Source organism: Citrobacter sp. RHBSTW-00887 (assembly GCF_013728095.1).
Taxonomy (GTDB): Bacteria; Pseudomonadota; Gammaproteobacteria; order Enterobacterales; family Enterobacteriaceae; genus Citrobacter; species Citrobacter braakii.
Window position 1 is genome coordinate 5,190,953 of the sequence record NZ_CP056267.1, and the last position, 25,611, is coordinate 5,216,563.

Here is a 25,611-nt window from a genome sequence, read left to right on the forward strand (position 1 = left end):
TGTTACTCCATTATTCACGCCAGAAAGTAGGGGTAAAGAGTACCAGCAGGGTAAAGACCTCCAGACGACCAAACAGCATATTGGCAATCAGGATCCACTTCGCCACGGGGTTCATACTGGCAAAGTTGTCGGCGACAACCCCCAGCCCTGGCCCCAGGTTATTCAGCGTCGCCACAACAGAGGCAAACGCGGAGAAGTCATCAACACCGGTCGCAATAATCGCCAGCATACTGATAATAAAGACCAGCGCATAGGCAGAGAAGAATCCCCACACAGCTTCAAGGATTCGCTCCGGCAAAGCACGGTTACCCAGCTTGATACTGTAAACCGCATTCGGGTGGACCAGTCGTTTCAATTCGCGGTTACCCTGCTTAAACAGCAACAGGATACGAATCACCTTCAAGCCACCGCCCGTCGACCCGGCACAGCCGCCAATAAAAGCAGAACATAGCAACAGCACCGGCAGGAACAGCGGCCAGCGGGCAATACTGTCCGTAGTAAATCCGGCGGTCGTCGCCATCGATACCACCTGAAAAAAAGCCTGGTTGATGGTCGTGAGTGCCGAACCGTAGGTATTGTGTATCCACAGCACCAGCGTACAGACAGCCACCAGCGTCAGCTGCACCCCAATGAACATGCGGAATTCTGGATCGCGCCAGTAGACCTTCAGGCTGCGACCGCTGAGTAAAGAGAAGTGCAGACCATAGTTACAACCGGAGATCAGCAAGAAGATAGCAATAATGGTGTTAATCGTGGGACTGTCGAAATACCCCACGCTGGCATCGTGTGTGGAAAAGCCGCCGATGGCTATCGTAGCAAAGCTGTGCCCAATAGCGTCAAACGCGGGCATCCCGGCAAACCATAGCGCCAGCGCACACGCCACCGTCAGTAATACATAGATAAGCCACAGCGTTTTCGCCGTTTCGGCAATACGCGGACGCATTTTGTTATCTTTCAGCGGGCCCGGCATTTCTGCCCGGTAGAGCTGCATCCCACCGACGCCAAGAATAGGCAGAATAGCCACCGCCAGCACGATGATCCCCATCCCGCCGAACCATTGCAGCATCTGTCGATAAAAGAGGATAGCGTGTGGCAATGAATCCAGCCCCACCAGCGTTGTCGCCCCCGTGGTGGTTAATCCGGAGAAGGATTCAAAAAAAGCGTCGGTTATCGTGAGGTTAGGGCTTTCCGCAAAGATGAACGGTAGCGCACCCACGCTACCCAGCACGGTCCAGAACAAAACGACAATCAGAAACCCTTCGCGCGATTTCAGCTCGCCCTTCTCTTTACGGTTTGGCCACCACAGCATGGAGCCGATCGCCAGAGCAACGAAGAAAGTTTGAGTAAACGCACGCCCTGCCCCATCGCGGTAGATGAGCGCTACCAGTCCGGGGATAATCATTGTCCCCGAGAATAAGATGACCAGTAGTCCAACGATTCGGGTGATGGCGCGAAAATGCATCTCTGCCGCTTCCTTAGTTCTTTAAAATGAGGTGGGGATTATTCTTCAATCGCTAACAATTGCAATGAACCACGACTAAAATCCGCCAGTTTTGCCGAAAATTCATCCACTTTGGCATAAGGAAGCGCCACCCTGAGCCGAACAAAAGCCTGGTAATCACTGGCAACAACTTTACCGTCAAACTGCCCCAGCAAAGCTTCAATGCCTGCCAGCTGACCGTACTCACACTGCAAAGTATATTCGGTTAATGGCGTCTTGCGCTGCGTCGTTAACTGACGCAACGCCTGATTCACGCCGCCACCGTAGGCTTTCACTAGCCCACCCGTACCCAGAAGGATACCGCCGTAGTAGCGCACCACCACCGCGGTAATCTCACCGATGCCACTCCCCATCAGCTGCGCGAGCATCGGTTTGCCTGCCGTACCTGCCGGTTCGCCATCGTCTGAGAATCCCAGCTGCTGCGAGTCATTGGGCGCGCCCGCCACCCACGCCACACAATGGTGGCGGGCGTCCGGGTGTTCCGTTTTGACTGACTCAACAAACGCTTTCGCCGCTTCTACGCCGTCCGTATGGGCGAGCAGCGTAATGAAGCGGCTTTTTTTGATCTCTTCAACGACGCTTACCGGCGCCGCAGGGATTAACCAACTGTCCATTACGCCAGTTTTAAATCCCGTGTCATGTTTTCGATATTGTTCTCGTGGACCACCACGTTGTCTTCAATTCGAATACCGCCGAACGGTTTCAGGGCTTCAATTTTCTGCCAGTTGAAGTGTTTGCTGAACTGCCCTTCACGCCACGGCGCCAACAGCGATTCAATGAAGTAGATGCCCGGTTCGATGGTCAGGACCATGCCCGGTTGCAGCACGCGGGTGCAACGCAGGTAAGGATACTTCGACGGCGCGGCCAGATGCGTACCGCTGTCATCCTGCATAAAACCAGCGACATCGTGTACCTGCAGACCCAGCGGGTGACCAATGCCATGCGGCATAAACGGCCCGGTAAGATCGTTTTCCACCATCGCCTCTTCACTCATATCAGTGACGATTTGATGCTTACGCAGCAGCTTCGCGATGCGCTGATGGAACTGAATGTGATAATCCACATAGCTGGTGCCCGCTTTCATAGTGGCAATCAGCGCCAGTTGCTCGTCATTCACATCCTTCACCAGATGCGCATAGTCGTTGTCGCTTTTCGCCGACCACGTACGCGTCAGGTCTGCTGCATAGCCGTTGTATTCCGCACCGGCGTCCAGCAGGAAACTGCGGATTTCAGACGGAGCCTGATGATCCAGCCTGGTGTAATGCAGAACCGAAGCATGCTCGTTAAGCGCCACGATGTTGCTGTACGGTACGTCGGTGTCGCGATGACCGGTAGCAGTCAGGTAAGCGAGGTTGATGTCAAACTCGCTCATCCCGGAACGGAACGCTTCTTCCGCGGCACGGTGTCCATTCACCGCCATTTTCTGTGCTTCGCGCATACAGGCCAGTTCGTAATCTGTTTTGTAAGCACGATAATAATGCAGGTAGTCGATAACCCCTTTCGGGTTGATATTGCTGGCCGCGATGTCCAGCTGCAGCGCGCGTTCCGGAACCGGACCGATGTAACCGATATTGCCGCGAGCAGCAGGCAGCTGGCTACCGATACCATCAGCTTTTGGCAGCGCGATGATCTCAATTTCTTCCGTCCAGAAGGAGGTCGGCAGCGGCTCAACGTTGTGCCAGTAATCGACCGGCAAGTAGAACCACAGTTTCGGCTTATTCACGCCATCCACCAGCAACCAGCAGTTAGGAACCTGCGTTACAGGCACCCAGGCTTTGAATTGCGGATTGACCTTAAACGGGTAGGGATGATCGTCGAGAAAGACGTTAACAAGTTCTCCTGAGTGAATAAGTAACGCATCCAGCTTGAAGCGCTCCAGCGCGTCGCGCGTCCGTTCTTGTAGGGTAACGATATGATTTTTATAGAGTGCGGCCAGTGATTCCATTTTCTATCCTTCTGTTTTTTTGACCTCAAGTGTCCGCATCTTAGCACATCGTTTTGTGAGTGCGTGATTTCTGCCGAGCGTGATCAAATCGTCATTTCTTTAATCATTCATTTGCATTTTATTAACATAAAACACACACTTCGATTCATCTGGTATGACCAGATCACCTTGCGGATTCAGGAGACTGACATGCTTTACAAAGGCGACACCCTGTACCTCGACTGGCTGGAAGATGGCATCGCCGAACTGGTGTTCGATGCCCCAGGCTCAGTCAATAAACTCGACACGGCCACCGTTGCCAGCCTAGGCCATGCGCTTGACGTGCTGGAAAAACAACCGAATTTAAAAGGGCTGCTGCTGCGTTCTAACAAAGCAGCCTTTATTGTTGGTGCCGACATCACCGAATTCCTTTCACTGTTCCTCGTGCCTGAAGAGCAACTGAGCCAGTGGCTGCATTTTGCCAACAGCGTCTTTAATCGCCTGGAAGATCTGCCTGTTCCGACTCTCTCAGCGGTTAACGGCTATGCGCTGGGCGGCGGCTGTGAGTGTGTCCTGGCGACCGATTATCGTCTGGCTACGCCGGACCTGCGCATCGGCCTGCCGGAAACCAAGCTGGGCATTATGCCAGGCTTTGGCGGCTCCGTGCGTATGCCACGTATGCTGGGTGCGGACAGCGCGCTGGAAATTATTGCTGCGGGTAAAGATGTGGGTGCTGAGCAGGCGCTAAAAATCGGTCTGGTCGATGGCGTAGTGAAGCAAGACAAACTGCTTGATGGCGCGATCGCGGTATTACGTCAGGCGATTAACGGCGACCTCGACTGGAAAGCCAAACGTCAGCCGAAGCTGGAGCCGTTGAAACTCAGCAAAATTGAAGCAGCAATGAGCTTTACCATCGCCAAAGGTATGGTGGCGCAGACGGCAGGTAAGCATTATCCCGCACCGATTACCGCGGTAAAAACCATTGAAGCAGCGGCCAGTTTTGGTCGTGAAGAAGCGCTGAATCTGGAAAATAAAAGCTTTGTTCCACTCGCGCACACCAATGAAGCCCGCGCACTGGTTGGAATTTTCCTTAACGATCAGTTCGTGAAAGCCAAAGCCAAAAAGCTCACCAAAAATGTTGAAGCGCCAAAGCAAGCGGCTGTGCTGGGCGCAGGCATTATGGGCGGCGGCATCGCTTACCAGTCGGCCTGGAAAGGCGTGCCGGTTGTCATGAAAGATATCAACGACAAATCATTAACGCTGGGCATGACCGAAGCGGCCAAGCTACTGAACAAACAGCTTGAGCGCGGCAAAATTGACGGTCTGAAAATGGCGGGCGTTATTTCCACCATTCATCCCACCCTCGACTATAGCGGTTTCGAACGCGTGGACGTGGTAGTTGAAGCGGTCGTAGAAAACCCAAAAGTGAAAAAAGCGGTACTGGCGGAAACCGAAGATCAGGTTCGCCCGGACACCGTACTGGCTTCGAATACTTCCACCATCCCAATCAACGAACTGGCCAGCGCGCTTAAGCGTCCGGAAAACTTCTGTGGGATGCACTTCTTTAACCCGGTGCACCGTATGCCGCTGGTTGAGATCATTCGCGGCGAGAAAAGCTCGGATGAAACCATCGCTAAGGTTGTCGCCTGGGCAAGCCAGATGGGCAAAACGCCGATTGTGGTTAATGACTGCCCTGGTTTCTTCGTTAACCGTGTGCTGTTCCCCTATTTTGCCGGTTTCAGTCAGCTGCTGCGCGACGGAGCGGATTTCCGCAAAGTCGACAAAGTAATGGAAAAACAGTTTGGTTGGCCGATGGGCCCGGCTTATCTGCTGGACGTGGTAGGTATTGATACCGCGCACCACGCGCAGGCGGTGATGTCCGCAGGCTTCCCTCAACGTATGCAGAAAGATTATCGCGATGCGATAGACGCCCTGTTTGATGCTAACCGTTTCGGGCAGAAAAACGGTCTCGGATTCTGGCGTTATAAAGAAGACAACAAGGGTAAGCCGAAGAAAGAAGAAGATGCCACCGTTGACGCTCTGCTGGCAGAGGTCAGCCAGCCGAAACGCGACTTCAGCGATGAAGAGATTATCGCCCGCATGATGATCCCTATGGTCAACGAAGTAGTGCGTTGCCTGGAAGAAGGCATTATCGCCAGCCCGGCAGAAGCCGATATGGCGCTGGTATACGGTCTGGGCTTCCCTCCGTTCCACGGCGGTGCGTTCCGCTGGCTGGATACGCTCGGCAGCGCGAAGTATCTCGATATGGCTCAGCAGTATCAGCACCTTGGTCCGCTGTATGAAGTTCCGGTCGGTCTGCGTGATAAAGTGCGCCATAACGAACCGTATTATCCCCAGGTTGAGCCAGCCCGCCCGGTTGGCAGCCTGAAAACGGCTTAAGGAGTCACAATGGAACAGGTTGTAATTGTTGATGCGATCCGTACCCCGATGGGCCGTTCGAAAGGGGGCGCGTTTCGGAACGTGCGGGCAGAAGATCTCTCTGCACATTTAATGCGTAGCCTGCTGGCGCGTAATCCGGCGCTGGAGCCAACCGCGCTTGATGACATTTACTGGGGCTGTGTGCAACAAACGCTGGAGCAGGGTTTCAATATCGCCCGTAATGCCGCGCTGTTGGCGGAAGTTCCGCACTCCGTTCCGGCCGTCACGGTCAATCGCCTGTGCGGTTCGTCCATGCAGGCGCTGCACGATGCGGCACGCATGATCATGACTGGTGATGCTCAGGCGTGCCTGATTGGCGGCGTTGAGCATATGGGCCATGTGCCAATGAGCCACGGCGTTGATTTCCACCCGGGTATGAGCCGCAACGTGGCGAAAGCCGCAGGGATGATGGGCCTGACCGCGGAAATGCTCTCCCGCATGCACGGCATCAGCCGTGAAATGCAGGACGCTTTCGCCGCACGTTCACACGCTCGCGCCTGGGCTGCAACACAGTCTGGCGCTTTTAAAAACGAAATCATCCCGACCGGCGGTCATGATGCCGACGGCGTGCTGAAGCAGTTTAACTACGATGAGGTTATCCGTCCGGAAACGACCGTTGAAGCGCTCTCCACCCTGCGCCCGGCGTTCGATCCGGTGAACGGAACGGTGACTGCCGGTACCTCCTCTGCGCTCTCCGACGGCGCAGCGGCGATGCTGGTAATGAGCGAAAGCCGCGCCCGTCAACTGGGTCTGACGCCGCGTGCCCGTATTCGTTCGATGGCTGTTGTCGGCTGCGATCCGTCAATCATGGGTTACGGCCCGGTTCCGGCCTCAAAGCTGGCGCTGAAAAAAGCGGGACTCTCCACCAGCGACATCGGTTTGTTTGAGATGAACGAAGCCTTTGCCGCTCAGATCTTGCCGTGTATTAAAGATCTGGGGCTGATGGAGCAGATCGATGAGAAGATCAACCTCAACGGCGGGGCGATCGCCTTGGGTCACCCGCTGGGCTGTTCTGGGGCGCGTATCAGCACCACCCTGCTCAACCTGATGGAACGCAAAGACGTGCAGTTTGGTCTGGCGACGATGTGTATCGGGTTAGGTCAGGGTATCGCAACGGTATTTGAGCGAGTTTAATCAAAGATAAATTCCCCTAAATAATTCACGCTGCATCGCAGCAGCCACTGAGCGAATCCCCGGGAACATAGATAACTATGTGACCGGGTGAGCGCAGGCAGCCCACAAAGAGGCAGTGTGAATTATGACGGGGAAAGGTTTAGTTGCCGTTCTTCCCGCCTGTCAGGGGCGGGTTTTTTATTTCCCTGAACTACCACGCACCACTAACTGCACCGGCAGCAGCAGATTCTCTTCCTGATTTTCTTCCAGCAGTAAACGCAGCGCTTCACGCCCCAGCTGTTTTTTATCAACCGCAACGGTAGTCAGCGGCGGATGTGACCAGGCCGCAGCATCGATATCATCAAATCCCACCAGCGCAAGATCTTCCGGGATACGTATACCCTGCTGAGCACACACCTGCTGAACAACCATCGCTGCCGCGTCGTTATAGGCAAAAATGGCATCGGGCGGCTCTGGCAGTCTGAGTAGCTCATTAACCGCATCCACCAGAGATTGCTCGGTATCCAGCAGCGGCGGCGCAACGACGTCATACTCTGGCGGCATTAGCAAACGGGCTTCATACAATGCCTGACGGTAGCCCTTTTCACGCTGACGGATGCTGTAGTGCGCGAGCGTACTGGCAAGAAAAGCAATGCGGCTGCGGCCTTGCGCAATCAGATGTTGCGTGGCCAGATAGCCGCCCAGGGTATTGTCAGGATTCACGCAAGGCAGTCCTGGCGCCCAGAGATCCACCAGCACCAGCGGCAATTTCATCTGTTGTAGCAGCCCAAGCAACTCAGGTTCAAAAAATCCCGCGCAGATCAGCGCATCAGGCTGGTGCAGCATCACCTGCTCACTCACTGCATCGCCTGGACCTATAGAGAGAAAGCTTAGCGCAACCCCCTTTTCGCGACACAGATCTTCTATCCCCAGCAGCAGTTGAGAGTAAAACGGTAAAGCCCGGCTGATATTGTGCTGGCGATGCAGTAAAAACAGGACACGTTTGATTTTGTCTGCGCGCAGGCGAGAAAAATCATAACCCTGTTGCTGCGCCACTGAAATAATGCGCTGTCGGGTCTCTTCCCGCAGCCCCGGTTGCCCTTTTAGCGCGCGGGAAACAGCGCCAACCGAGACGCCACAAGCATCGGCAATGTCTCTGATACGTACAGGTTTCGTCATTTCACTCTCATGGATTTACTGCGGCTTGTTGCGCTCCCAGCCAGGCTGCGCCTCGTACGCCGCTGCTGTCGCCGTGGCGGGCCTGAACGATCGGTGTGCGGCACTGTTTACCAAACACGTACTGCGCCACTCGCGCCTGTAAGCCTGAGTACAGTAAATCGATATTGGATACCCCTCCCCCCAGCACGATAACATCGGGATCGAGCATATTCACCACACTCGCCAACGCGCGAGCCAGTTGATCGCAATAGCGTTCCCACAACAAACAGGCGTCTGCATCACCTGATGCTACCCGTTGCATAATTTGTGGCACACCCATATGTTGCGCGGTGTGATTCATATACTGGCGCTCCAGGCCACTACCGGAAATAAAGCTCTCAATACAGTTCAACTGTCCGCAATAGCATGTCACTTCAGCCCCGTCCCGAGATCCGTGGTAGCGCGGCAATGCATTATGCCCCCACTCTCCGGCACAGGCGTTAGGGCCGGAGATCAACCGGTTCTCGATGCACAGACCACCGCCGCATCCGGTACCGAGGATCACGCCAAATACCACGCTATGCCCACGCCCACTACCGTCCATCGCTTCTGACAGGGTAAAGCAGTTGGCATCATTGGTAACGGGCACTGGCATTCCTAATGCACGCTCGAGATCTTGCGCAAAGGCCTGCTGATTCAGCACCAGAATGTTGGAATTCTTAATCAAACCTTCGCTATCCACCGCACCTGGCACCCCGACGCCAACCGATAAAGGCTGATTAATGGCCTGCATAGCCCTGGCTATCATCTCCGTCACGGCCTGGAAAAAATCACCGTAACGCTGCTTTGGTGTCGCACATCGTTCGTGGTAAACAATTTCACCCGCGTTATCAATCACCACCGCTTCGATTTTAGTCCCGCCGATATCCAGTCCGAGCCTCATGGTTTTTCCTCATTTGCATCTCACAATGTGATGCGGTTTAGCTTGCCTATTTTGTTTACTAAACACATGGAGAGCTGTCACAAAAACTCAATTTATGTTTTATTGACGGACATATTATGTTTACTAAAAAATAATTATGATGAGAAAGAGAGGCAATGACGCCGGGCCTGCGCCCTGCTAGTTGGAAGACAGATGATTGATGGATGCGCCGGAAGGGCTCCGGCGCACAGCGCTTAAATGAACGCGAAAGCGTCGCCAAACAGGCGATCTTCACGCGCACTGCGTTCATTACAGAACAGATCGCGCGCGATTTTGGCCATTTCAAAACGACCGGCAATGTAGATATCGTGCTCAGCCAGGGTACCGTAATCCTGCAATACCGCTGTTAACACGGTTCCCGTACGACCACGCCAGCCGTCTTCTGGCTGTTCCACCACTGGCTCAACGCGCAGATTCGGGTGATTAACAGACAACGCTTCCAGTTCGGAGAGATCGTAGAGATGCTTCTCTTCACGCCCACCCCAGTAAATGGTGATATCGCGGTTTGGATTACGTGCCAGCGCAGTAAGCAGAATGGAACGCACGTAAGAGAACCCTGTACCACCGGCAATCAGGATCAGCGGGCGCTCGTCTTCATCACGCAGCCAGGCTTCGCCATGCGGAATGTCGACCTTGATTTCCCGGTCTTTCAGAATGCGGTCCATCACAGCCATGGCATAAAGATTTAGCTCAGAGGCGCCAACGTGCAGCTCAATGAATCCTTGCTCGTCCGGCGTGGATGCCATGGAGAACGGACGCTTATCCCTTTCGTCCATCACGACCATTAAATACTGGCCAGCACGAAAGGAAAACGCCGCGTCTGGCACTAAACGAACGCGATATACGGTATCAGTGATAGCTTCTACCGAGGTCACTTTACAGCTTAAGGTTGTCATGCGCTCTCTCTGTCGGATCAATAGGCAAAACGATCGCGCCTCAGGCGCTTTTGCCGTCATTAAAGATGGCCAGTTCATCCCAAATTGCGTCAATACGCGCAGTTACTTCAGGATCTTTTTTAATCGGGCGTCCCCATTCGCGTTGGGTTTCGCCCGGCCATTTATTTGTGGCATCCAGCCCCATTTTTGAACCCAGGCCGGAAACCGGCGAGGCAAAGTCCAGGTAATCAATTGGCGTATTCTCTACCAGTACCGTATCCCGGGCCGGGTCCATACGGGTAGTAATTGCCCAAATCACATCATTCCAGTCGCGTGCATTGACATCATCATCGCAGACAATAACAAATTTGGTGTACATAAACTGGCGCAAAAACGACCAAACACCCATCATGACGCGTTTGGCATGACCAGCGTACTGTTTTTTCATCGTCACCACGGCCAGACGATATGAACAGCCTTCCGGAGGCAGGTAAAAATCGACGATTTCCGGGAACTGCTTTTGCAGAATAGGAACGAAAACTTCGTTCAGCGCCACACCAAGCACCGCGGGCTCATCAGGCGGACGTCCGGTATAAGTAGAGTGATAAATCGCCTCTTCACGCTGGGTAATGTGCGTAACGGTAAAGACCGGAAAGCTATCTACTTCGTTGTAGTAACCGGTATGATCGCCATACGGTCCTTCCGGGGCCAGCTCACCCGGTTCGATATACCCTTCCAGCACGATTTCAGCACTGGCGGGCACTTCCAGATCGTTGGAAATACATTTGACCACTTCGGTCTTGGTGCCACGTAACAGCCCGGCAAATGCGTACTCGGATAATGTATCAGGGACGGGCGTCACGGCCCCCAGAATGGTCGCAGGATCTGCCCCCAACGCCACCGAAACCGGGAAGCGTTCTCCAGGATGCGCCGCACACCACTCCTGGTAATCGAGCGCGCCGCCGCGGTGGGACAGCCAGCGCATAATGAGCTTGTTTTTGCCAATCAGCTGCTGGCGATAAATGCCCAGATTCTGCCGCTCTTTATGCGGACCACGCGTTACGGTTAGCCCCCAGGTAATCAGCGGTGCGGCATCTTCCGGCCAACAGGTCATAATCGGAATACGGTTTAAATCGACGTCATCACCGGAGTAGATTTTTTGCTGACAAGGCGCACCGCGCAACCGCTTAGTCGGCATGTTCAGCACCTGCTTAAACTGCGGCAGCTTATCAAACAGATCGCGGAACCCTTTCGGTGGCTCCGGCTCTTTCAAAAACGCCAACAGTTTACCGACTTCCCGTAGTGCCGAGACATCTTCCTGCCCCATCCCCATCGCAACACGCTTCGGTGTGCCAAACAGGTTACACAGCACCGGCATGGAATAGCCTTTAGGATTCTCAAACAGTAACGCAGGCCCGCCAGCACGCAGAGTGCGATCGGCAATTTCAGTAATTTCCAGGTGGGGATCCACCTCAAGCGAAATGCGTTTGAGCTCGCCCTGCTGTTCAAGCAGCGTCAGGAAGTCGCGTAAATCGTGATATTTCATGGCGTCCATTGTGGCCTCTTCGTAAGCGCTTCATTATACGGCGTTCATCATTGTGATGCTGTATTTTTGTTAAATTAGCGTGAACTCTGGCGATAGATATAAGCCCTGGGAGTATATACCCGTTGGGTTTCAGCCTGCTTTGAGGTGGGTATAATTAACTTAACTCATGGCTTTTGCTATGCTAGCGCTCAGAACAAGCGAATAAGAGTTATTATGCAATCCTGGTATTTACTGTACTGCAAACGTGGGCAACTTCAGCGTGCCCAGGAACACCTGGAAAGACAGGCGGTGAACTGCCTGACGCCTATGATCACCCTGGAAAAAATGGTGCGTGGTAAACGTACCACAGTCAGTGAACCACTATTCCCTAATTACATGTTTGTCGAGTTCGACCCGGAAGTGATCCACACCACCACGATCAACGCCACGCGTGGTGTCAGCCATTTCGTTCGTTTTGGAGCGACGCCTGCGACCGTCCCATCCCCCGTAATTCACCAGCTTTCTATCTACAAGCCTGAAGGTATTGTTGACCCGCAAACCCCTCAGCCAGGGGACAGCGTGATTATTACTGAAGGGGCGTTTGAGGGACTGAAAGCGATCTTCACCGAACCGGATGGCGAAGCGCGTTCCATGCTGCTGCTTAACCTCTTGAATAAAGAGATTAAGCAGAGCGTGAAAAATACCGGTTTTCGAAAGATATAAGCCGTTTAGAAGGTCACTTCGAACAGCGTTCTGACGTTGGCATCAATGGTTGCTGACAGCCATTGAGGATCTTCCCCACGCCAGTGAGCAATTCGCTCAAGAATATGCGGCAGGTGCGCCGGTTCATTGCGACGTGACGTCGGTTTAGGCGTTAAGTCGCGAGGGAGTAGATAAGGTGCATCGGTTTCTATCAGCAGTCTTTCCACCGGAATAAACGGCAGCAGCTCCCGCAGTTCCATCCCCCGGCGTTCATCACAGACCCACCCGGTGATACCGATATAAAGCCCTCGGTCCACGCAGTCCTGCATCTCCTGGCGCGAACCGGTGAAACAGTGCAGCACCGCGCCTGGGAGGCTGTCCAGCCACGGCTCCAGCAACCTCAGAAAACGCTCATGCGCATCCCGACAATGCATGAAAATCGGCATCTGCAGTTCAGCAGCAATGCGCAGTTGCGCTTCAAAAGCACGTTCTTGCTCCTGCGGCGTGGAGAAATTGCGATTGAAATCCAGGCCGCACTCACCAATAGCGACTACCTTCGACTGGTTTGCCAGCGCGATGATCTCGTCTTCCGTTGAGGATTGCCATTGGCTGCTGTCATGCGGGTGCACGCCAGCCGTGGACCAGCAATGCGGATAATGCTGCGCCAGCTTTAACGCCTGCTGGCTTTCGTGAAGGTTTGTTCCGGTCAGAAGCATACCGTTTACGCCCGCAGCAAAGGCGCGCGCCACGACCTCATCCCGGTCTTTCGCAAATTGTGAACTGGTTAAATTAACGCCAATATCAAACATGCTTCCTCCCATATGACAACCGCCCTGACGGGCGGTTGAATTTATTCTTCAGTTTTCTCGGTGGCTTCGGCTTCTTTTGCTTCTTCAGCCTCGTTGTCCTCATCTCTCGTACGTCGCTTACCGACATAGAAACGAGAGAAGAAAACACCCACCTCGAACAGGCAGTACATCGGTATCGCCAACAACGTTTGCGAGAAGACATCTGGCGGAGTCAGTAGCATCCCGACGACAAAGGCACCCACCACAACATAAGGACGTTTTTTGCGTAAATCATCTGGCGTCGTAATGCCCATCCAGCATAGCAGCACGATGGCGACAGGCACCTCAAAAGAGACACCGAAAGCCATAAATAGCGCCATTACAAAGCTGAGATAGCTGGCAATGTCCGTTGATACCTGCACGCCTTGCGGAGCCGTGTTGGCCAGAAAACCAAACGCTAACGGGAAGACAACAAAATAGGCGAATGCCATGCCGATGTAGAACAACAACGAACTGGAGACCAGCAGCGGAACAACCAGACGGCGTTCATGTTTATACAACGCTGGCGCAATAAATGCCCACACCTGGTAGAGGATCACTGGCGCTGACAGGATCAGCGATACCATGAAGGTCAACTTGATTGGGGTAAAGAACGGCGAAGCCACATCGGTGGCGATCATCGTTGCACCCTGCGGCATCTGTTTAATCAACGGCGCCGCGACCATATGGTAAATGTCGTTGGCAAAGTAAACCAACGCCAAAAAGATCACGATTACCGCAATGATGCAGTTCAGGAGTCGCTTACGCAGCTCAATAAGATGCGTGATGAGCGGTTGGGTATCTTCTACAGCCATGTTTACGGTTTATCACTCGACGAGGGGGAGGATTCGGCAACAGGTGCGACAGCTTTCTTTTCTGCATCCATTAACGTAGCGGAAGTGTTTTCCGTTGGCTCTGGCGTTTTAGCACCCGTGGATTCCGGTTTTTGCTCCGGCGAACTGGCCTGGTTTTCAGCGGCAGCAGGGGTGACCCCTTCTCGCTGCGCTTCAGCTTCTTTCACCACCGGATTATGGATAGTGTGCGCTTCATCGCTCTCTTTCTCAGGATCGTGCACACTGTAAGAACGCTTCATCGACTCTGCCGCTTCACGCAGCTCATCCATTGAGGCTTTCAACTCCGGGGTCAGATTTGTCAGGCTCGCTTTCTCTACTTTCTTCAGGCTGTCCTGAAACTCCTGAAGCTTAAGCTCCTGGGTCAGTTCATTCTGAACAGTAGTTGCCAGGGAACGCAAAGCACGAACCCAGCCAGCAACCGTTTTTACCGCTACAGGTAAACGTTGCGGCCCCAGGACGATGAGGCCGATCACGAACACCAATAACAGTTCGCTAAAACCGATATCAAACACGGATTATACCTGCTCTTTATCTTGGCTTTTGGCGTCTTCTTTTTTCACTTCGCCCTGCTTATCGGTAATGGATTTAGCAGTAAAATCAGCGTCCTGGCTGGTTTTATCTTGCTTTGGCTCATCATCACCCATTGCTTTTTTGAAGCCTTTAATCGACGCGCCAAGATCGGAACCGATGGAGCCGAGTTTCTTGGTGCCAAATAGCAGTACAACGATGACGGCAATGATCAACAACTGCCAAATACTGATACCACCCATACATGTTCCTCTGTCATAGATGATGAATTAATAAGGCCGTAGTATACGTTACACGACCTGCCTAGGGCGATGAAAAATTCAGCGCATTTTGCGCCAGCCGATCAACCAGGCTAAGACGCCGCCGGCCATTAACCAGCCCGGCATAAGCCCCCACTCAGGACGGCTTACCAGCAGGAATGTTCCACTGAGCAACAATGTTGCACCAATGCCCAATAAATAACGGGATTGTCCCTGACGTACATGATTCGCGTGAAGCTCGCGGGCAATCTTATCAACACTGTGCTGTAAATATTTGCCCTGGCGCAAACTGTCATACACCAGTTCAGGTATTTCTGGCATTTTTTCGACCCAGAACGGTGCTTTTTCTTTAAATGCCCTAACAAGCGCCGGAATACCGACCTGATCTTTGATCCAGGATTCGAGGAAAGGCTTGGCCGTTTTCCACAAATCTAACTGCGGGTAGAGCTGACGTCCGACACCTTCAACGTACAGCAGCGTCTTCTGTAGCAATACCAGTTGAGGCTGAACTTCCATATTGAATCGGCGCGCTGTGTTGAACAGATTTAACAGCACATGACCAAAGGAAATCTCCGCCAGCGGTTTTTCGAAAATCGGCTCGCACACGGTACGAATGGCGAATTCAAACTCTTCTACGTTGGTATCCGGCGGAACCCAGCCAGAATCCACATGCAGTTCAGCAACTTTGCGGTAGTCGCGGTTAAAGAACGCGATGAAGTTTTCAGCCAGATAACGCTTATCTTCTTTGTTTAAAGAACCCACAATCCCACAATCAATACCAATGTATTTCGGGTTTTCAGGATGCTCATAACTCACGAAAATGTTCCCAGGGTGCATATCCGCATGGAAAAAGCTGTCGCGGAATACCTGAGTAAAGAAGACCTGAACACCGCGTTCAGCCAGCAGCTTCATATTGGTGCCGTTCTTCTCAAGCGAGGTGACATCTGAAACGGGAATACCGTAAATGCGCTCCATCACCATCATGTTCTGACTGCAATAGTCAGAGTACACTTCCGGGATGTACAGCATTGGGCTGTCTTCAAAATTACGTCGCAGCTGAATCGCGTTCGCCGACTCGCGCAGCAGATTCAGCTCATCAATCAACGTTTTTTCATATTCACGGACCACTTCTGTTGGTCGCAGGCGGCGGCCGTCTGGCATCAGGCGAGGTACCCAGCGAGCAAGGCGGTAGATCAGTTTCAAATCCGCTTTAATTACCGGCAGTATGTCCGGGCGGATAACTTTGATCACCACCTCTTTCCCATTCGATTTCAGTCGCGCGGTGTGAACCTGAGCAATAGACGCGGATGCCAGCGGTGTGATCTCAAAATCATCAAACCATTCCTCGACGGGCAGCCCACCCATCGCCTCTTCGATTTGTTCTTTCGCTCTTTGCCCATCGAATGGGGCTACCCGATCCTGCAATAACGCTAGCTGATCGGCGATGTGTGGCGGGAAAAGATCGCGGCGGGTAGAGAGCATTTGCCCGAACTTAATCCACACCGGGCCGAGCTCCTGTAAAGCCAGTCTCAGCCGTTCTCCCAGCGGTTTGTCTTTATGTCGGTTGGGCATCCAGAACAGCGTGTAACGCCACAGCCGGAGTGGCAGCGTGATACGCATTTTGGGGATGAGTTCATCAAGACCGTAGCTTAAAAAAGTGCGAATGATGAAATAAAGGCGCCGTACTTCACCTGGCGTCATTTGGCCTCCAGTTTTTCCAGCCGTTTGGCCAGAGATTCGACCGCACGCTCAACGGCTGCCGTTTCTTCTGCAAACCATGCAACCTCAAGCGGACCAGGAGCCATACGCCACTCTTCGGTGATCGCTTCGGCAACATAGCGCTGCTGGCGTTGAATGTTGTGGCACAGGAACTTCGCTCCACCACGCAAAACTTTGCTGACCCCTTCCGCGACGATATCGCCGGTATAAGGTGCTAACAGTTCTGCGGGATCAAACTCCGCCAGATCGGCCAACGCGACAAAGTTCTGTACCACCTGGATATCGCCCTGAACCTCCAGCTCACCACTGCGGATAAGCGTGGTGAGTTGCTGCCGGTCGCGTAATTTCGGTAACACGCTGGCATGTGTGATTACGGTGCAATCGGCTTCGCCTTCCCATGCCCCCAGCACATCGACCTGGCACTCACTAAACACCAGCACTAACGGTGTTGAAAATCCTTTTAGCTCAACACGCAGCACTTTGCCCTGTAAACGCGTTCTGGCTGACTTGAGCGCAGGAGAATGATACAGAAAGGTGTTAAGCAAATTTTCAACGCCGGCGGTCACTAAGGGTTTTAAAGGCATCCCCAATCTCCTGTCAGAACTTGTAACCACGATGCAGCGCAACGACACCTGCCGTCAGGTTGTAGTAATCAACGCTTTCGAACCCGGCATCTTGCATCATTGCTTTTAAGGTGTCCTGATCGGGATGCATGCGGATGGACTCCGCCAAATAGCGATAACTGTCTGCATCGCTTGCCACCATAGAACCAATGCGCGGCAAAACGTGGAAAGAGTATGCGTCGTAGGCTTTACTCAGCGGTTCGATAATCGGCTTGGAGAACTCCAGCACCAGTAGACGTCCGCCCGGCTTCAACACGCGATACATAGATCGTAATGCTTTGTCTTTATCCGTTACGTTGCGCAGACCGAAAGAGATGGTGATGCAGTCAAACGTGTTGTCTGGGAAAGGTAATGCTTCCGCATTCGCCTGAACGTACTCAACGTTACCCACGACGCCGATATTACGCAGCTTTTCGCGACCCATTTTGAGCATTGAGTCGTTGATATCCGCCAGCACAACTTTGCCAGTTTCGCCTACCATGCGAGAGAATTTCGCCGTTAGATCGCCCGTACCGCCCGCTAAATCGAGAACGGTTTGCCCGCGACGCACGCCACTGCAGTCAATGGTGAAGCGCTTCCACAAACGATGAATGCCAAATGACATTAAGTCATTCATAACGTCATATTTAGACGCCACAGAATGAAAAACGTGGGCCACCATGTCAGCTTTCTGCTCTTTAGCGACGGTCTGAAAGCCAAAGTGCGTCGTTTCTTGTGAATTATCCACCATCTCAGTGCCTGCTCATCCAAAAAATGTTCAAGAAGTGTAACAGATTGGGCCAATTTGCCCTACCCTTCTGCCCGGTTCAACTACCCCAAACGGACTAGTTTAATTGCTGGTTTACCGCTTCATCATCAGGGTAAGGTTCATCCTGCTGCGTCTCAGGGACCGAACGCAAGCGGTACTCTTCATCCTGCGTAGTGGCTTGTTCAGCCAGTTCAGGATTAATCTCGCGCTTAATTTCCACGCCTAAACTGCGAAACGCTTCTGCCTGCGACAGGACGTTTCCACGGCCTGAAGAGAGTTTTTTCATCGCCTGTCGGTAGTTATCCTGAGCTTTATCCAGGCTTTGGCCAATTGCCGACATATCATCCACAAACAACCGCATCTTGTCATAAAGTTTGCTGGCCCGATCGGCAATCTGTTGCGCATTACGACTCTGATGCTCGTAGCGCCACAAGTTGGCAATCGTGCGCAATGCCACCAACAACGTGGTAGGGCTAACCAGCATAATGTTATTTTTAAGTGCTTCGGTAATCAGTTCAGGCTGTCTATCGAGCGCCAGTAAAAAAGCAGGCTCAACGGGGATAAACATCAGCACATAGTCAAGTGTGCGTAGCCCAGGAAGTTGCTGATAGTCTTTGCGCCCCAACAGACGGATATGGTTTCGTACCGAGGCGATGTGCTCCTGCAACGCGCTCTCGCGGGTGTATTCATCTTCAGCATTAAAATAGCGTTCATAGGCGACCAGCGTCATTTTCGCGTCGATCACCACATCTTTGCCCTGCGGTAACCGGACGATGACATCTGGTTGCATCCGCGAACGGGCGTCGTTCTCAATGCTGACCTGGGTTTCGTATTCATAGCCTTCGCGCAGACCGGAAGCCTCAAGCACCCGCGTGAGTACGACCTCGCCCCAGTTGCCCTGCGTTTTGTTATCGCCTTTTAATGCCCGCGTCAGGTTTACCGCTTCCTGCGCCATCTGCGCGTTCAGTTGCTGCAGATTACGAATTTCGTGCGCCAGAGTATGGCGTTCTTGCGCCTCTTTACCAAAGCTATCCTGAACCTGGCGTCGAAAACCGTCCAGTTGTTCGCGAAGCGGTGTAAGCAGGCTGTTCAGGCTTTGGCGATTTTGCTCGTCTACACGACGGTTGCTGTGCTCGAAAATACGGTTCGCCAGATTTTCAAACTGTTCGCTCAGACGCTGTTCGCTGTTGATCATCTGGCGGATTTTATCTTCCGCATGCTGCTGCGTCGCTTCCAGTCGGGTAGTGACTTCTCGAAGATCGGCTTCCAGAGAGGTGTTGATGCTGTGCAGACTGCGCAATTCGTTATTGAGTAGTTCGCACTCATCGCGCCAGTGGGCTTCTTGTGAGAGCTGCTGGCGGGCGGCGCTTAGCGCAATATCCAGTTCACGTCGTTCTTCGATGAGGTCAGCACGGATCCGATCGGCGTGCGCTTTTGTTGCCAGCCACCCCACCAGCAGCCCTGCGGCTAACGCCAGCACGGCACTCATCATAATTGAAATATCCACAACGCCCCCTTACAGCAACGACTTACCCGCACAAAATAGAATTGTGCTGTATAAACGTCCAGTTTAAAAGGAATTTCCTGCGAGGCACTACGCAAAATAAAAAGGCCGAACGCGTCGGCCTTTTTGAATAGACGGGAGAATTACAGTAAACGACGCGCAGCTTCCACCACGATTTTCACCGCGTGGCTTTCTGTTTGTTTCATCGTTTCCGCATTAGGGATCTCTTGCTGAGTACGGTTCACGATAACACCCGCGACCATACCGGCACGCAGACCCTGGCTTGCGCACATGGTGAGCAGCGTAGCAGATTCCATTTCGTAGTTCATGACGCCCATAGACTGCCACTCTTCCATTGAGCCTTTGAAACGGCTCACTACGCGACCAGAGAAGGTGTCATAACGCTCCTGGCCCGGATAGAAGGTATCAGAAGACGCGGTAACGCCTACGTGGGTGGTGGCGCCGATAGATTTCGCCGCTTCCACCAGCGCGGTGGTGCACTCGAAGTCCGCGATGGCCGGGAATTCCATTGGCGCGAAGTGCAGGCTTGCACCGTCCAGACGGACAGACGCCGTGGTGACCAGTACATCACCTACGTTGATATGCGGCTGGATAGCACCAGTCGTACCGATACGCAGGAAGGTACGAATGCCCAGCTGTGCCAGTTCTTCTACGGCAATAGAGGTTGACGGACCGCCGATACCGGTAGAGCACACGATCACGGCTTTACCATCCAGCTCAGCACGCCAGGTAGTGAACTCGCGATGAGATGCCAGCTTAACCGGCTTATCCATCAGCGCGGCGATCTTTTCCACACGCTCCGGGTCGCCAGGGACGATAGCGAGCTGAGCCCCTTGTAAATCGTTCTTAGTGAGGCCGAGATGAAAAACATCAGACTTAGACATAAAAACTCCTCTGTGAATCGGTTTTGTCAGAAGAAGCAAAAACACACTTTACCGAAGGCATGAACATATTTTCGTGACAGTCATCACTATGATGTAAATCAATTGCATTCCATTACCATAAAATAGTGACCTGAATCACATAAATGATGCGATGTAAGGAAGCCCTGCACAAAAGATAGACCGTTTAAGGCAATGTGGTTCGTTGCATGTGTCTATAGTTAACAATGCGCTTTTTGGCTGAATATTTAAGGGTACGGAGAATACCATGACAACACGACAATCTGGCTTTGCACCTGCTGTATCTCCACCGACGTCTACCACGGTTCACACTCCGGATAACGCCATTATCGCCGGTGTAACGTCCATACCTTCACAAGGCGATGATATGCCAGCGTATCACGCACGACCAAAACAGTCCGATGGCCCGCTACCAGTGGTCATTGTCGTGCAGGAGATTTTTGGCATTCATGAACACATTCGTGACGTTTGCCGCCGTCTGGCTCTGGAAGGGTATCTGGCTATCGCACCAGAGCTCTATTTTCGTGAAGGCGATCCCAATGACTTTGCCGATATCCCTACGTTGCTCAGCAGCCTTGTCGCCAAAGTGCCTGACTCTCAGGTATTGGCCGATCTGGATCATGTCGCCAGTTGGGCTTCTCGTAACGGAGGAGATGCCCACCAGTTGATGATCACCGGATTTTGCTGGGGTGGACGCATCACCTGGCTGTATGCAGCTCATAATCCGCAGTTAAAAGCGGCGGTAGCGTGGTATGGCAAACTGGTGGGCGATAAAACCCTCAACTCACCGAAACATCCTGTTGATATCGCGACCGATCTTAACGCCCCCGTTCTGGGACTTTATGGCGGCCAGGACACCAGTATTCCGCAAGATACCGTTGAAACAATGCGTCAGGCGCTGCGTGCCGCCAATGCAAAAGCGGAAATCGTGGTCTATCCCGATGCCGGACATGCATTTAACGCCGATTATCGTCCGAGCTATCACGAAGAGTCCGCAAAAGATGGCTGGCTGAGAATGCTGGAGTGGTTCACACAATACGGCGGGAAGAAATAAACGTTAATTGCCCGGCGGCGACTACGCCTTACCGGGCCTACAACTCTTGCTATTTCCTGTAAGCCGGGTCAGCGCTTGCGCTTCCCGGCCACCGGCTCTGAATTACGCCTGACGCAGGTTCTGCGCGGCTTTGACCATGTTCGCCAGCGCGGCGCGGGTTTCCGGCCAGCCGCGCGTTTTCAGGCCGCAGTCCGGGTTGACCCACAGACGCTCGGCCGGAATACGCTGCTCGGCTTTCTTCAGCAGGGCTTCAATCCACTCCACGCTCGGGACGTTCGGCGAGTGAATATCGTATACGCCCGGCCCGATTTCGTTCGGATAGTCGAACTCTTCAAACGATTCCAGCAGCTCCATATCAGAGCGTGAAGTCTCAATGGTGATCACGTCCGCGTCCAGCGCCGCAATGGAGTCCATGATGTCGTTGAACTCGCAGTAACACATGTGAGTGTGGATCTGGGTTTCATCCTTCGCCACCGCCGCGTTAATGCGGAAGGCTTCCACGCCCCACTCCAGATACGCCGCCCAGTCGCTGCGGCGCAGTGGCAGACCTTCGCGCAGTGCCGGTTCGTCAATCTGGATAATGCCAATACCCGCCGCTTCCAGATCCGCTACCTCATCACGCAGCGCCAGCGCAATCTGCTTAGCGATGGTTTCACGCGTCACGTCTTCACGCGGGAATGACCAGCAGAGAATGGTCACCGGACCGGTCAACATGCCTTTTACCGGTTTGTCGGTCAGCGACTGGGCATACTTCGCCCACTCCACGGTGATCGCTTCCGGGCGGCTGACATCGCCAATAACCACCGGTGGTTTCACGCAGCGAGAGCCGTAGCTCTGTACCCAACCATTCTGGGTAAAGACGAATCCGTCCAGGTGCTCGCCAAAATATTCCACCATGTCGTTACGTTCGGCTTCACCGTGCACCAGCACGTCGAGCCCCAGACGTTCCTGTTCAACAATCGCCTGTTTGATATGTTCCGCGATACCGGTGCGGTAGTTACCGGCATCCAGATTGCCCTTTTTGAAGTCCAGACGCAGGCCGCGAATTTCCGTGGTTTGCGGGAATGAGCCGATAGTGGTGGTCGGCCATGCCGGCAGATTAAAGCGGGCACGCTGCGCTTCGGCGCGAACCGGGTAAGCGTTGGCACGTTGGCTGTCCTGGGCGGTGATCGCCCCCAGACGTTTTTCCACTGCGGCGTTGTGTACGCGGGTAGAGTGACGACGAGCCTGGATTGGTGCGCTCCACGCCACAATTGCCGCCGTATCACCGCTGTTCAACGCATCACGCAGCAGCGCCAGCTCGCCGCATTTTTGTAGGGCGAAGGCAAACCAGCTCTTCACTTCTGCATCAAGGCGGGTTTCCACGCTGAGATCAATTGGGCTGTGCAGCAAGGAGCAGGAAGAAGCTACCCACAGGTCACGTTTCCCGACGATATCTTTAATTTGCGCGTATTTTTCGCTGAGATCGGCACGCCAGACGTTGCGACCGTTCACCAGCCCCGCTGACAGCAACCAGTCGGCAGGCAGACGCTTGTGCAGCTCGGCCACATCATCTTTACCGTGCACGAAGTCAACGTGCAGCCCCTGCACCGGCAGCGCGGTAATGGTATCCAGGTTTGGCGTTACGCCTTCGAAGTAGGTGGTCAGCAGCAGCTTCACCTGACCCGTCAGCGCGTCATACGCTGGTTTGAAGGCGTTCAGCCAAACCTGAGGCAGCTCCAGCACCAGAGCAGGTTCATCAATCTGCACCCACTCAATACCGCGTTTCGCCAGCTCAGCCAGCACCTGCTGGTAAACCGGCAGAATATCGTTCAACAGGCTCAGGCGGTCAAACTGTTCGCCCTTTACTTTCCCCAGCCACAGGTAAGTTACCGGTCCCAGCAACACAGGTTTCACCTTGTGGCCAAGCGCCAACGCTTCATCCACTTCATCCAACAGTTGGGTCCAGGTCAGTTTGAACTGCTGACCTTTGGTGAACTCTGGCACCATGTAGTGATAGTTGGTGTTAAACCATTTGGTCATTTCTGCCGCCGCCGCGGGCTCCCCGGTTGGTGCGCGGCCACGGCCAATGCGGAATAAGGTATCGATATCGACCGAGCCGTCTTTATTTTGATGACGAGCCGGAACGTTGCCGAGCAGCAGGCTGGTGGTCAGCACGTGATCGTACCAGGCAAAATCGCCCACCGGCAGCAGGTCAACGCCCGCCTGCTTCTGCTGATCCCAGTGACGGGCACGCAGCTCGCGGCCAACGGTTAGCAAATCTTCACAGGAAGAATTTCCCGCCCAGTAGCTTTCTTGCGCTTTTTTCAGCTCGCGACGCAGGCCAACGCGAGGGAAACCGAGGGTGTGATTAAGTATTGTCATTTTTCTTCCTCTAATTATATGTAAATCCTATTGATTTTTAATTTAGGGAGGGTGGCAAGTTTATTCATCCCAGGAGCTTACTGAAGTAAGTGACCGGGGTGGAAAAACACAGCCAACGCACCATAAATTTAAAAGACGAAGGATTTTAGCCATCCAGATGTTTACACATCCATAATTGACAGTTACTGTATATTCCTCAAGCGCAATTTGTTCATGCCGAAGTGAAGGACTTTCATGATCGAGATTAAACACCTGAAAACGCTCCAGGCGTTGCGGAATAGTGGTTCGCTGGCGGCCGCAGCGGCGACGTTGCATCAGACCCAATCCGCCCTCTCTCACCAGTTCAGCGATCTGGAACAGCGCCTTGGCTTTCGACTTTTTATCCGTAAAAGCCAGCCTCTGCGCTTTACGCCGCAAGGCGAAATTTTGCTGCAGTTAGCAAATCAGGTGTTGCCGCAAATTGGTCGTGCGCTGCAGGCCTGCAACGAACCGCAGCAAACCCGGCTGCGGATCGCTATTGAATGCCACAGCTGTATTCAATGGCTGACGCCCGCGCTGGAGAATTTTCGTGCCAACTGGCCGCAGGTGGAGATGGACTTTAAATCCGGCGTGACGTTCGATCCGCAACCAGCGCTACAACAGGATGAGCTGGATCTGGTGCTGACATCCGACATTCTGCCGCGTAGCGGACTGCACTACTCGCCGATGTTCGATTTTGAAGTCCGCCTGGTACTGGCGCCGGACCATCCGCTGGCCAGCAAGACGCAGATCACGCCGGAGGATTTAGCCAGTGAGACGCTGCTTATTTACCCGGTGCAACGGAGTCGACTGGATGTCTGGCGGCATTTCCTGCAGCCTGCAGGCGTTAGCCCGTCGCTGAAGAGCGTAGATAACACCCTGCTGCTGATTCAGATGGTTGCAGCCAGAATGGGTATTGCAGCTTTACCGCACTGGGTGGTGGAGAGTTTTGAACGCCAGGGCCTGGTGGTGACCAAAACCCTGGGCGATGGGTTGTGGAGTCGGCTGTACGCCGCCGTGCGCGATGGCGAGCAGCGACAGCCGGTCACGGAAGCGTTTATTCGCTCAGCGCGGAATCACGCCTGCGATCACCTGCCGTTTGTACGGAGTGCGGAACGACCCACTTTCGATGTACCCACAGTGAAGCCACTATCACAGCCGCACCAATGATGAAGCTTGGCCAGTGAGGCTGTTGATGCCAGATAGCCAGGTTAACCAGCAGCCCGGCCGGCACATGCATATTGTTCATGATGCCCAGCGTCCCCGCATCCACCTGGGTCGCGCCGTAGTTCCACATAAAGTAACCAATGCCGGACGCTGCCACGCCAAGAAAGACCAGAATTCCCCACTGTAGCGTGGTTGCAGGCATTTTCTGCGCATTCCCCAGCATGAACCAGGCCACGACCGCCACCATAAAGGCCCCCATGTAAAACCAGGCAAAGGCGTTGTGCTGCGGCATTGGCCGCGTTTCCATCAGACGCTTGTAGCCCACCATGCCAATAGCAAAGCTGATATTGGACAACTGCACCAGCAGCAGGCCGGTCCAGAAGTGGCTGGTCACCTGATCGTAACGAATGATCCCCGCACCAATCACCGCCAGCAACGCACTGAAGGCGTAGCTCCAGCGCAGACGACGTCCGCTCATCAGGTCATAAATCAGCGTAATGTAGAGCGGCGTCAGCACGGTAAAGAGCAGCAGTTCTGAAACCGTCAGGTACAGATAGGCGTGAAAACTCAGCATATACATAATGCCAAGCTGCATGGCGCCCACCAGCATATACAGCGCGATGGTTTTTACGCTATGCCCACGGGTACGTAAAAACGGCAGGAACACCAGCGCCGCCAGCCCAACGCGCACCAGCACCGCAAAATAGCTATCGACATGACCGGCAAGGTACTCGCCAAACAGGCTAAAGGAAAAGGCCCACAGAATTGTGGTAATGATGAGTAACGCCACAATGGATGTCTCT

General features: G+C 53.5%; 23 protein-coding genes. 5 read left to right on the forward strand and 18 right to left on the reverse strand.

Annotation, left to right across the window (positions count from 1 at the left end):
* Nucleotides 1–10 precede the first annotated feature (10 nt).
* Genes trkH through pepQ form a run of 3 tightly spaced genes read right to left on the reverse strand, consistent with a single transcriptional unit; the run spans nucleotide 11 to nucleotide 3,446 of the window.
* Nucleotides 11–1,462, reverse strand: a complete 1,452-nt coding sequence (gene trkH, locus HV314_RS24780) for a Trk system potassium transporter TrkH (RefSeq protein ID WP_003017848.1) — start codon at nucleotides 1,460–1,462, stop codon at nucleotides 11–13.
* Nucleotides 1,463–1,500: 38 nt separating this feature from the next.
* Nucleotides 1,501–2,115, reverse strand: coding sequence for an IMPACT family protein (locus tag HV314_RS24785; RefSeq protein ID WP_065554888.1), 615 nt, complete (start codon nucleotides 2,113–2,115; stop codon nucleotides 1,501–1,503).
* Nucleotides 2,115–3,446: a Xaa-Pro dipeptidase gene (gene pepQ, locus HV314_RS24790; protein ID WP_101701060.1), complete on the reverse strand. Its 1,332-nt coding sequence runs from the start codon at nucleotides 3,444–3,446 to the stop codon at nucleotides 2,115–2,117. The genes HV314_RS24785 and pepQ overlap by 1 nt, the downstream gene beginning before the upstream one ends.
* A 189-nt stretch (nucleotides 3,447–3,635) precedes the next feature.
* Here pepQ and fadB point away from each other — a divergent pair, with 189 nt between their 5' ends.
* Entirely contained in the window at nucleotides 3,636–5,825 is a 2,190-nt protein-coding gene (gene fadB / locus HV314_RS24795; protein WP_181546955.1) for a fatty acid oxidation complex subunit alpha FadB, read from the forward strand.
* A gap of 9 nt (nucleotides 5,826–5,834) precedes the next feature.
* Nucleotides 5,835–6,998 (forward strand): acetyl-CoA C-acyltransferase FadA, encoded by a 1,164-nt coding sequence (gene fadA, locus HV314_RS24800; RefSeq protein ID WP_016155148.1) that lies wholly within the window; start codon nucleotides 5,835–5,837, stop codon nucleotides 6,996–6,998.
* A gap of 177 nt (nucleotides 6,999–7,175) precedes the next feature.
* On the opposite strand, the gene HV314_RS24805 is transcribed toward fadA, so the two are convergent.
* The 4 genes from HV314_RS24805 to ubiD form a co-directional block, all read right to left on the reverse strand.
* Entirely contained in the window at nucleotides 7,176–8,156 is a 981-nt protein-coding gene (locus HV314_RS24805) for a LacI family DNA-binding transcriptional regulator (RefSeq protein WP_019078421.1), read from the reverse strand.
* Between the two features lie 7 nt (nucleotides 8,157–8,163).
* Nucleotides 8,164–9,078: an ROK family protein gene (locus tag HV314_RS24810; protein WP_181546957.1), complete on the reverse strand. Its 915-nt coding sequence runs from the start codon at nucleotides 9,076–9,078 to the stop codon at nucleotides 8,164–8,166.
* 233 nt (nucleotides 9,079–9,311) lie between these two features.
* Entirely contained in the window at nucleotides 9,312–10,013 is a 702-nt protein-coding gene (gene fre / locus HV314_RS24815; protein WP_003828903.1) for an NAD(P)H-flavin reductase, read from the reverse strand.
* A gap of 40 nt (nucleotides 10,014–10,053) precedes the next feature.
* A complete protein-coding gene (ubiD, locus tag HV314_RS24820; protein ID WP_016155145.1) occupies nucleotides 10,054–11,547 on the reverse strand; it encodes a 4-hydroxy-3-polyprenylbenzoate decarboxylase in 1,494 nt (497 codons plus the stop codon).
* A 204-nt stretch (nucleotides 11,548–11,751) separates the two neighbouring features.
* On the opposite strand from ubiD, the gene rfaH reads away from it, so the two are divergent.
* Nucleotides 11,752–12,240, forward strand: coding sequence for a transcription/translation regulatory transformer protein RfaH (gene rfaH / locus HV314_RS24825; RefSeq protein WP_047358740.1), 489 nt, complete (start codon nucleotides 11,752–11,754; stop codon nucleotides 12,238–12,240).
* Between the two features lie 5 nt (nucleotides 12,241–12,245).
* On the opposite strand, the gene tatD is transcribed toward rfaH, so the two are convergent.
* The 9 genes from tatD to udp form a co-directional block, all read right to left on the reverse strand.
* The gene (tatD, locus tag HV314_RS24830) at nucleotides 12,246–13,028 is read right to left on the reverse strand and encodes a 3'-5' ssDNA/RNA exonuclease TatD (protein WP_181546959.1); all 783 of its coding nucleotides are present in this window, start codon (nucleotides 13,026–13,028) and stop codon (nucleotides 12,246–12,248) included.
* 41 nt (nucleotides 13,029–13,069) lie between these two features.
* Nucleotides 13,070–13,861 (reverse strand): Sec-independent protein translocase subunit TatC, encoded by a 792-nt coding sequence (tatC, locus tag HV314_RS24835; RefSeq protein WP_016155142.1) that lies wholly within the window; start codon nucleotides 13,859–13,861, stop codon nucleotides 13,070–13,072.
* 2 nt (nucleotides 13,862–13,863) lie between these two features.
* Entirely contained in the window at nucleotides 13,864–14,412 is a 549-nt protein-coding gene (gene tatB, locus HV314_RS24840) for a Sec-independent protein translocase protein TatB (protein WP_016155141.1), read from the reverse strand.
* Between the two features lie 3 nt (nucleotides 14,413–14,415).
* The gene (tatA, locus tag HV314_RS24845) at nucleotides 14,416–14,670 is read right to left on the reverse strand and encodes a Sec-independent protein translocase subunit TatA (protein WP_003017888.1); all 255 of its coding nucleotides are present in this window, start codon (nucleotides 14,668–14,670) and stop codon (nucleotides 14,416–14,418) included.
* A 78-nt stretch (nucleotides 14,671–14,748) separates the two neighbouring features.
* Nucleotides 14,749–16,389 carry a ubiquinone biosynthesis regulatory protein kinase UbiB gene (ubiB, locus tag HV314_RS24850; RefSeq protein WP_016155140.1) on the reverse strand — a complete coding sequence of 547 codons (1,641 nt, stop codon included), beginning with the start codon at nucleotides 16,387–16,389 and terminating at the stop codon, nucleotides 14,749–14,751.
* Entirely contained in the window at nucleotides 16,386–16,991 is a 606-nt protein-coding gene (ubiJ, locus tag HV314_RS24855; protein ID WP_151223077.1) for a ubiquinone biosynthesis protein UbiJ, read from the reverse strand. The genes ubiB and ubiJ overlap by 4 nt, the downstream gene beginning before the upstream one ends.
* 13 nt (nucleotides 16,992–17,004) lie before the next feature.
* Entirely contained in the window at nucleotides 17,005–17,760 is a 756-nt protein-coding gene (gene ubiE, locus HV314_RS24860) for a bifunctional demethylmenaquinone methyltransferase/2-methoxy-6-polyprenyl-1,4-benzoquinol methylase UbiE (protein WP_003017897.1), read from the reverse strand.
* 94 nt (nucleotides 17,761–17,854) lie between these two features.
* Nucleotides 17,855–19,285, reverse strand: a complete 1,431-nt coding sequence (rmuC, locus tag HV314_RS24865; RefSeq protein ID WP_181546961.1) for a DNA recombination protein RmuC — start codon at nucleotides 19,283–19,285, stop codon at nucleotides 17,855–17,857.
* Between the two features lie 140 nt (nucleotides 19,286–19,425).
* Nucleotides 19,426–20,187 (reverse strand): uridine phosphorylase, encoded by a 762-nt coding sequence (gene udp, locus HV314_RS24870; protein WP_181546963.1) that lies wholly within the window; start codon nucleotides 20,185–20,187, stop codon nucleotides 19,426–19,428.
* A 265-nt stretch (nucleotides 20,188–20,452) separates the two neighbouring features.
* On the opposite strand from udp, the gene HV314_RS24875 reads away from it, so the two are divergent.
* Nucleotides 20,453–21,259, forward strand: coding sequence for a dienelactone hydrolase family protein (locus HV314_RS24875; RefSeq protein ID WP_016155137.1), 807 nt, complete (start codon nucleotides 20,453–20,455; stop codon nucleotides 21,257–21,259).
* A 102-nt stretch (nucleotides 21,260–21,361) separates the two neighbouring features.
* On the opposite strand, the gene metE is transcribed toward HV314_RS24875, so the two are convergent.
* Complete coding sequence (gene metE / locus HV314_RS24880; protein ID WP_181546965.1) at nucleotides 21,362–23,623, reverse strand: 5-methyltetrahydropteroyltriglutamate--homocysteine S-methyltransferase; 2,262 nt, start codon at nucleotides 23,621–23,623, stop codon at nucleotides 21,362–21,364.
* A 234-nt stretch (nucleotides 23,624–23,857) separates the two neighbouring features.
* On the opposite strand from metE, the gene metR reads away from it, so the two are divergent.
* The gene (metR, locus tag HV314_RS24885) at nucleotides 23,858–24,811 is read left to right on the forward strand and encodes an HTH-type transcriptional regulator MetR (protein WP_003017908.1); all 954 of its coding nucleotides are present in this window, start codon (nucleotides 23,858–23,860) and stop codon (nucleotides 24,809–24,811) included.
* Here metR and HV314_RS24890 read toward each other — a convergent pair.
* Nucleotides 24,699–25,598, reverse strand: a complete 900-nt coding sequence (locus tag HV314_RS24890) for a carboxylate/amino acid/amine transporter (protein ID WP_016157852.1) — start codon at nucleotides 25,596–25,598, stop codon at nucleotides 24,699–24,701. The two genes, metR and HV314_RS24890, sit on opposite strands and share 113 nt — an antisense overlap.
* Between the last annotated feature and the right edge of the window lie 13 nt (nucleotides 25,599–25,611).

Bases quoted from the DNA above. Each gene is read 5' to 3' on its own strand.
- trkH (WP_003017848.1), bottom strand. From the start codon at position 1,462: ATGCATTTTCGCGCCATCACCCGAATCGTTGGACTACTGGTCATCTTA.
- HV314_RS24785 (WP_065554888.1), bottom strand. From the start codon at position 2,115: ATGGACAGTTGGTTAATCCCTGCGGCGCCGGTAAGCGTCGTTGAAGAG.
- pepQ (WP_101701060.1), bottom strand. From the start codon at position 3,446: ATGGAATCACTGGCCGCACTCTATAAAAATCATATCGTTACCCTACAA.
- fadB (WP_181546955.1), top strand. From the start codon at position 3,636: ATGCTTTACAAAGGCGACACCCTGTACCTCGACTGGCTGGAAGATGGC.
- fadA (WP_016155148.1), top strand. From the start codon at position 5,835: ATGGAACAGGTTGTAATTGTTGATGCGATCCGTACCCCGATGGGCCGT.
- HV314_RS24805 (WP_019078421.1), bottom strand. From the start codon at position 8,156: ATGACGAAACCTGTACGTATCAGAGACATTGCCGATGCTTGTGGCGTC.
- HV314_RS24810 (WP_181546957.1), bottom strand. From the start codon at position 9,078: ATGAGGCTCGGACTGGATATCGGCGGGACTAAAATCGAAGCGGTGGTG.
- fre (WP_003828903.1), bottom strand. From the start codon at position 10,013: ATGACAACCTTAAGCTGTAAAGTGACCTCGGTAGAAGCTATCACTGAT.
- ubiD (WP_016155145.1), bottom strand. From the start codon at position 11,547: ATGGACGCCATGAAATATCACGATTTACGCGACTTCCTGACGCTGCTT.
- rfaH (WP_047358740.1), top strand. From the start codon at position 11,752: ATGCAATCCTGGTATTTACTGTACTGCAAACGTGGGCAACTTCAGCGT.
- tatD (WP_181546959.1), bottom strand. From the start codon at position 13,028: ATGTTTGATATTGGCGTTAATTTAACCAGTTCACAATTTGCGAAAGAC.
- tatC (WP_016155142.1), bottom strand. From the start codon at position 13,861: ATGGCTGTAGAAGATACCCAACCGCTCATCACGCATCTTATTGAGCTG.
- tatA (WP_003017888.1), bottom strand. From the start codon at position 14,670: ATGGGTGGTATCAGTATTTGGCAGTTGTTGATCATTGCCGTCATCGTT.
- ubiB (WP_016155140.1), bottom strand. From the start codon at position 16,389: ATGACGCCAGGTGAAGTACGGCGCCTTTATTTCATCATTCGCACTTTT.
- ubiJ (WP_151223077.1), bottom strand. From the start codon at position 16,991: ATGCCTTTAAAACCCTTAGTGACCGCCGGCGTTGAAAATTTGCTTAAC.
- ubiE (WP_003017897.1), bottom strand. From the start codon at position 17,760: ATGGTGGATAATTCACAAGAAACGACGCACTTTGGCTTTCAGACCGTC.
- udp (WP_181546963.1), bottom strand. From the start codon at position 20,187: ATGTCTAAGTCTGATGTTTTTCATCTCGGCCTCACTAAGAACGATTTA.
- HV314_RS24875 (WP_016155137.1), top strand. From the start codon at position 20,453: ATGACAACACGACAATCTGGCTTTGCACCTGCTGTATCTCCACCGACG.
- metE (WP_181546965.1), bottom strand. From the start codon at position 23,623: ATGACAATACTTAATCACACCCTCGGTTTCCCTCGCGTTGGCCTGCGT.
- metR (WP_003017908.1), top strand. From the start codon at position 23,858: ATGATCGAGATTAAACACCTGAAAACGCTCCAGGCGTTGCGGAATAGT.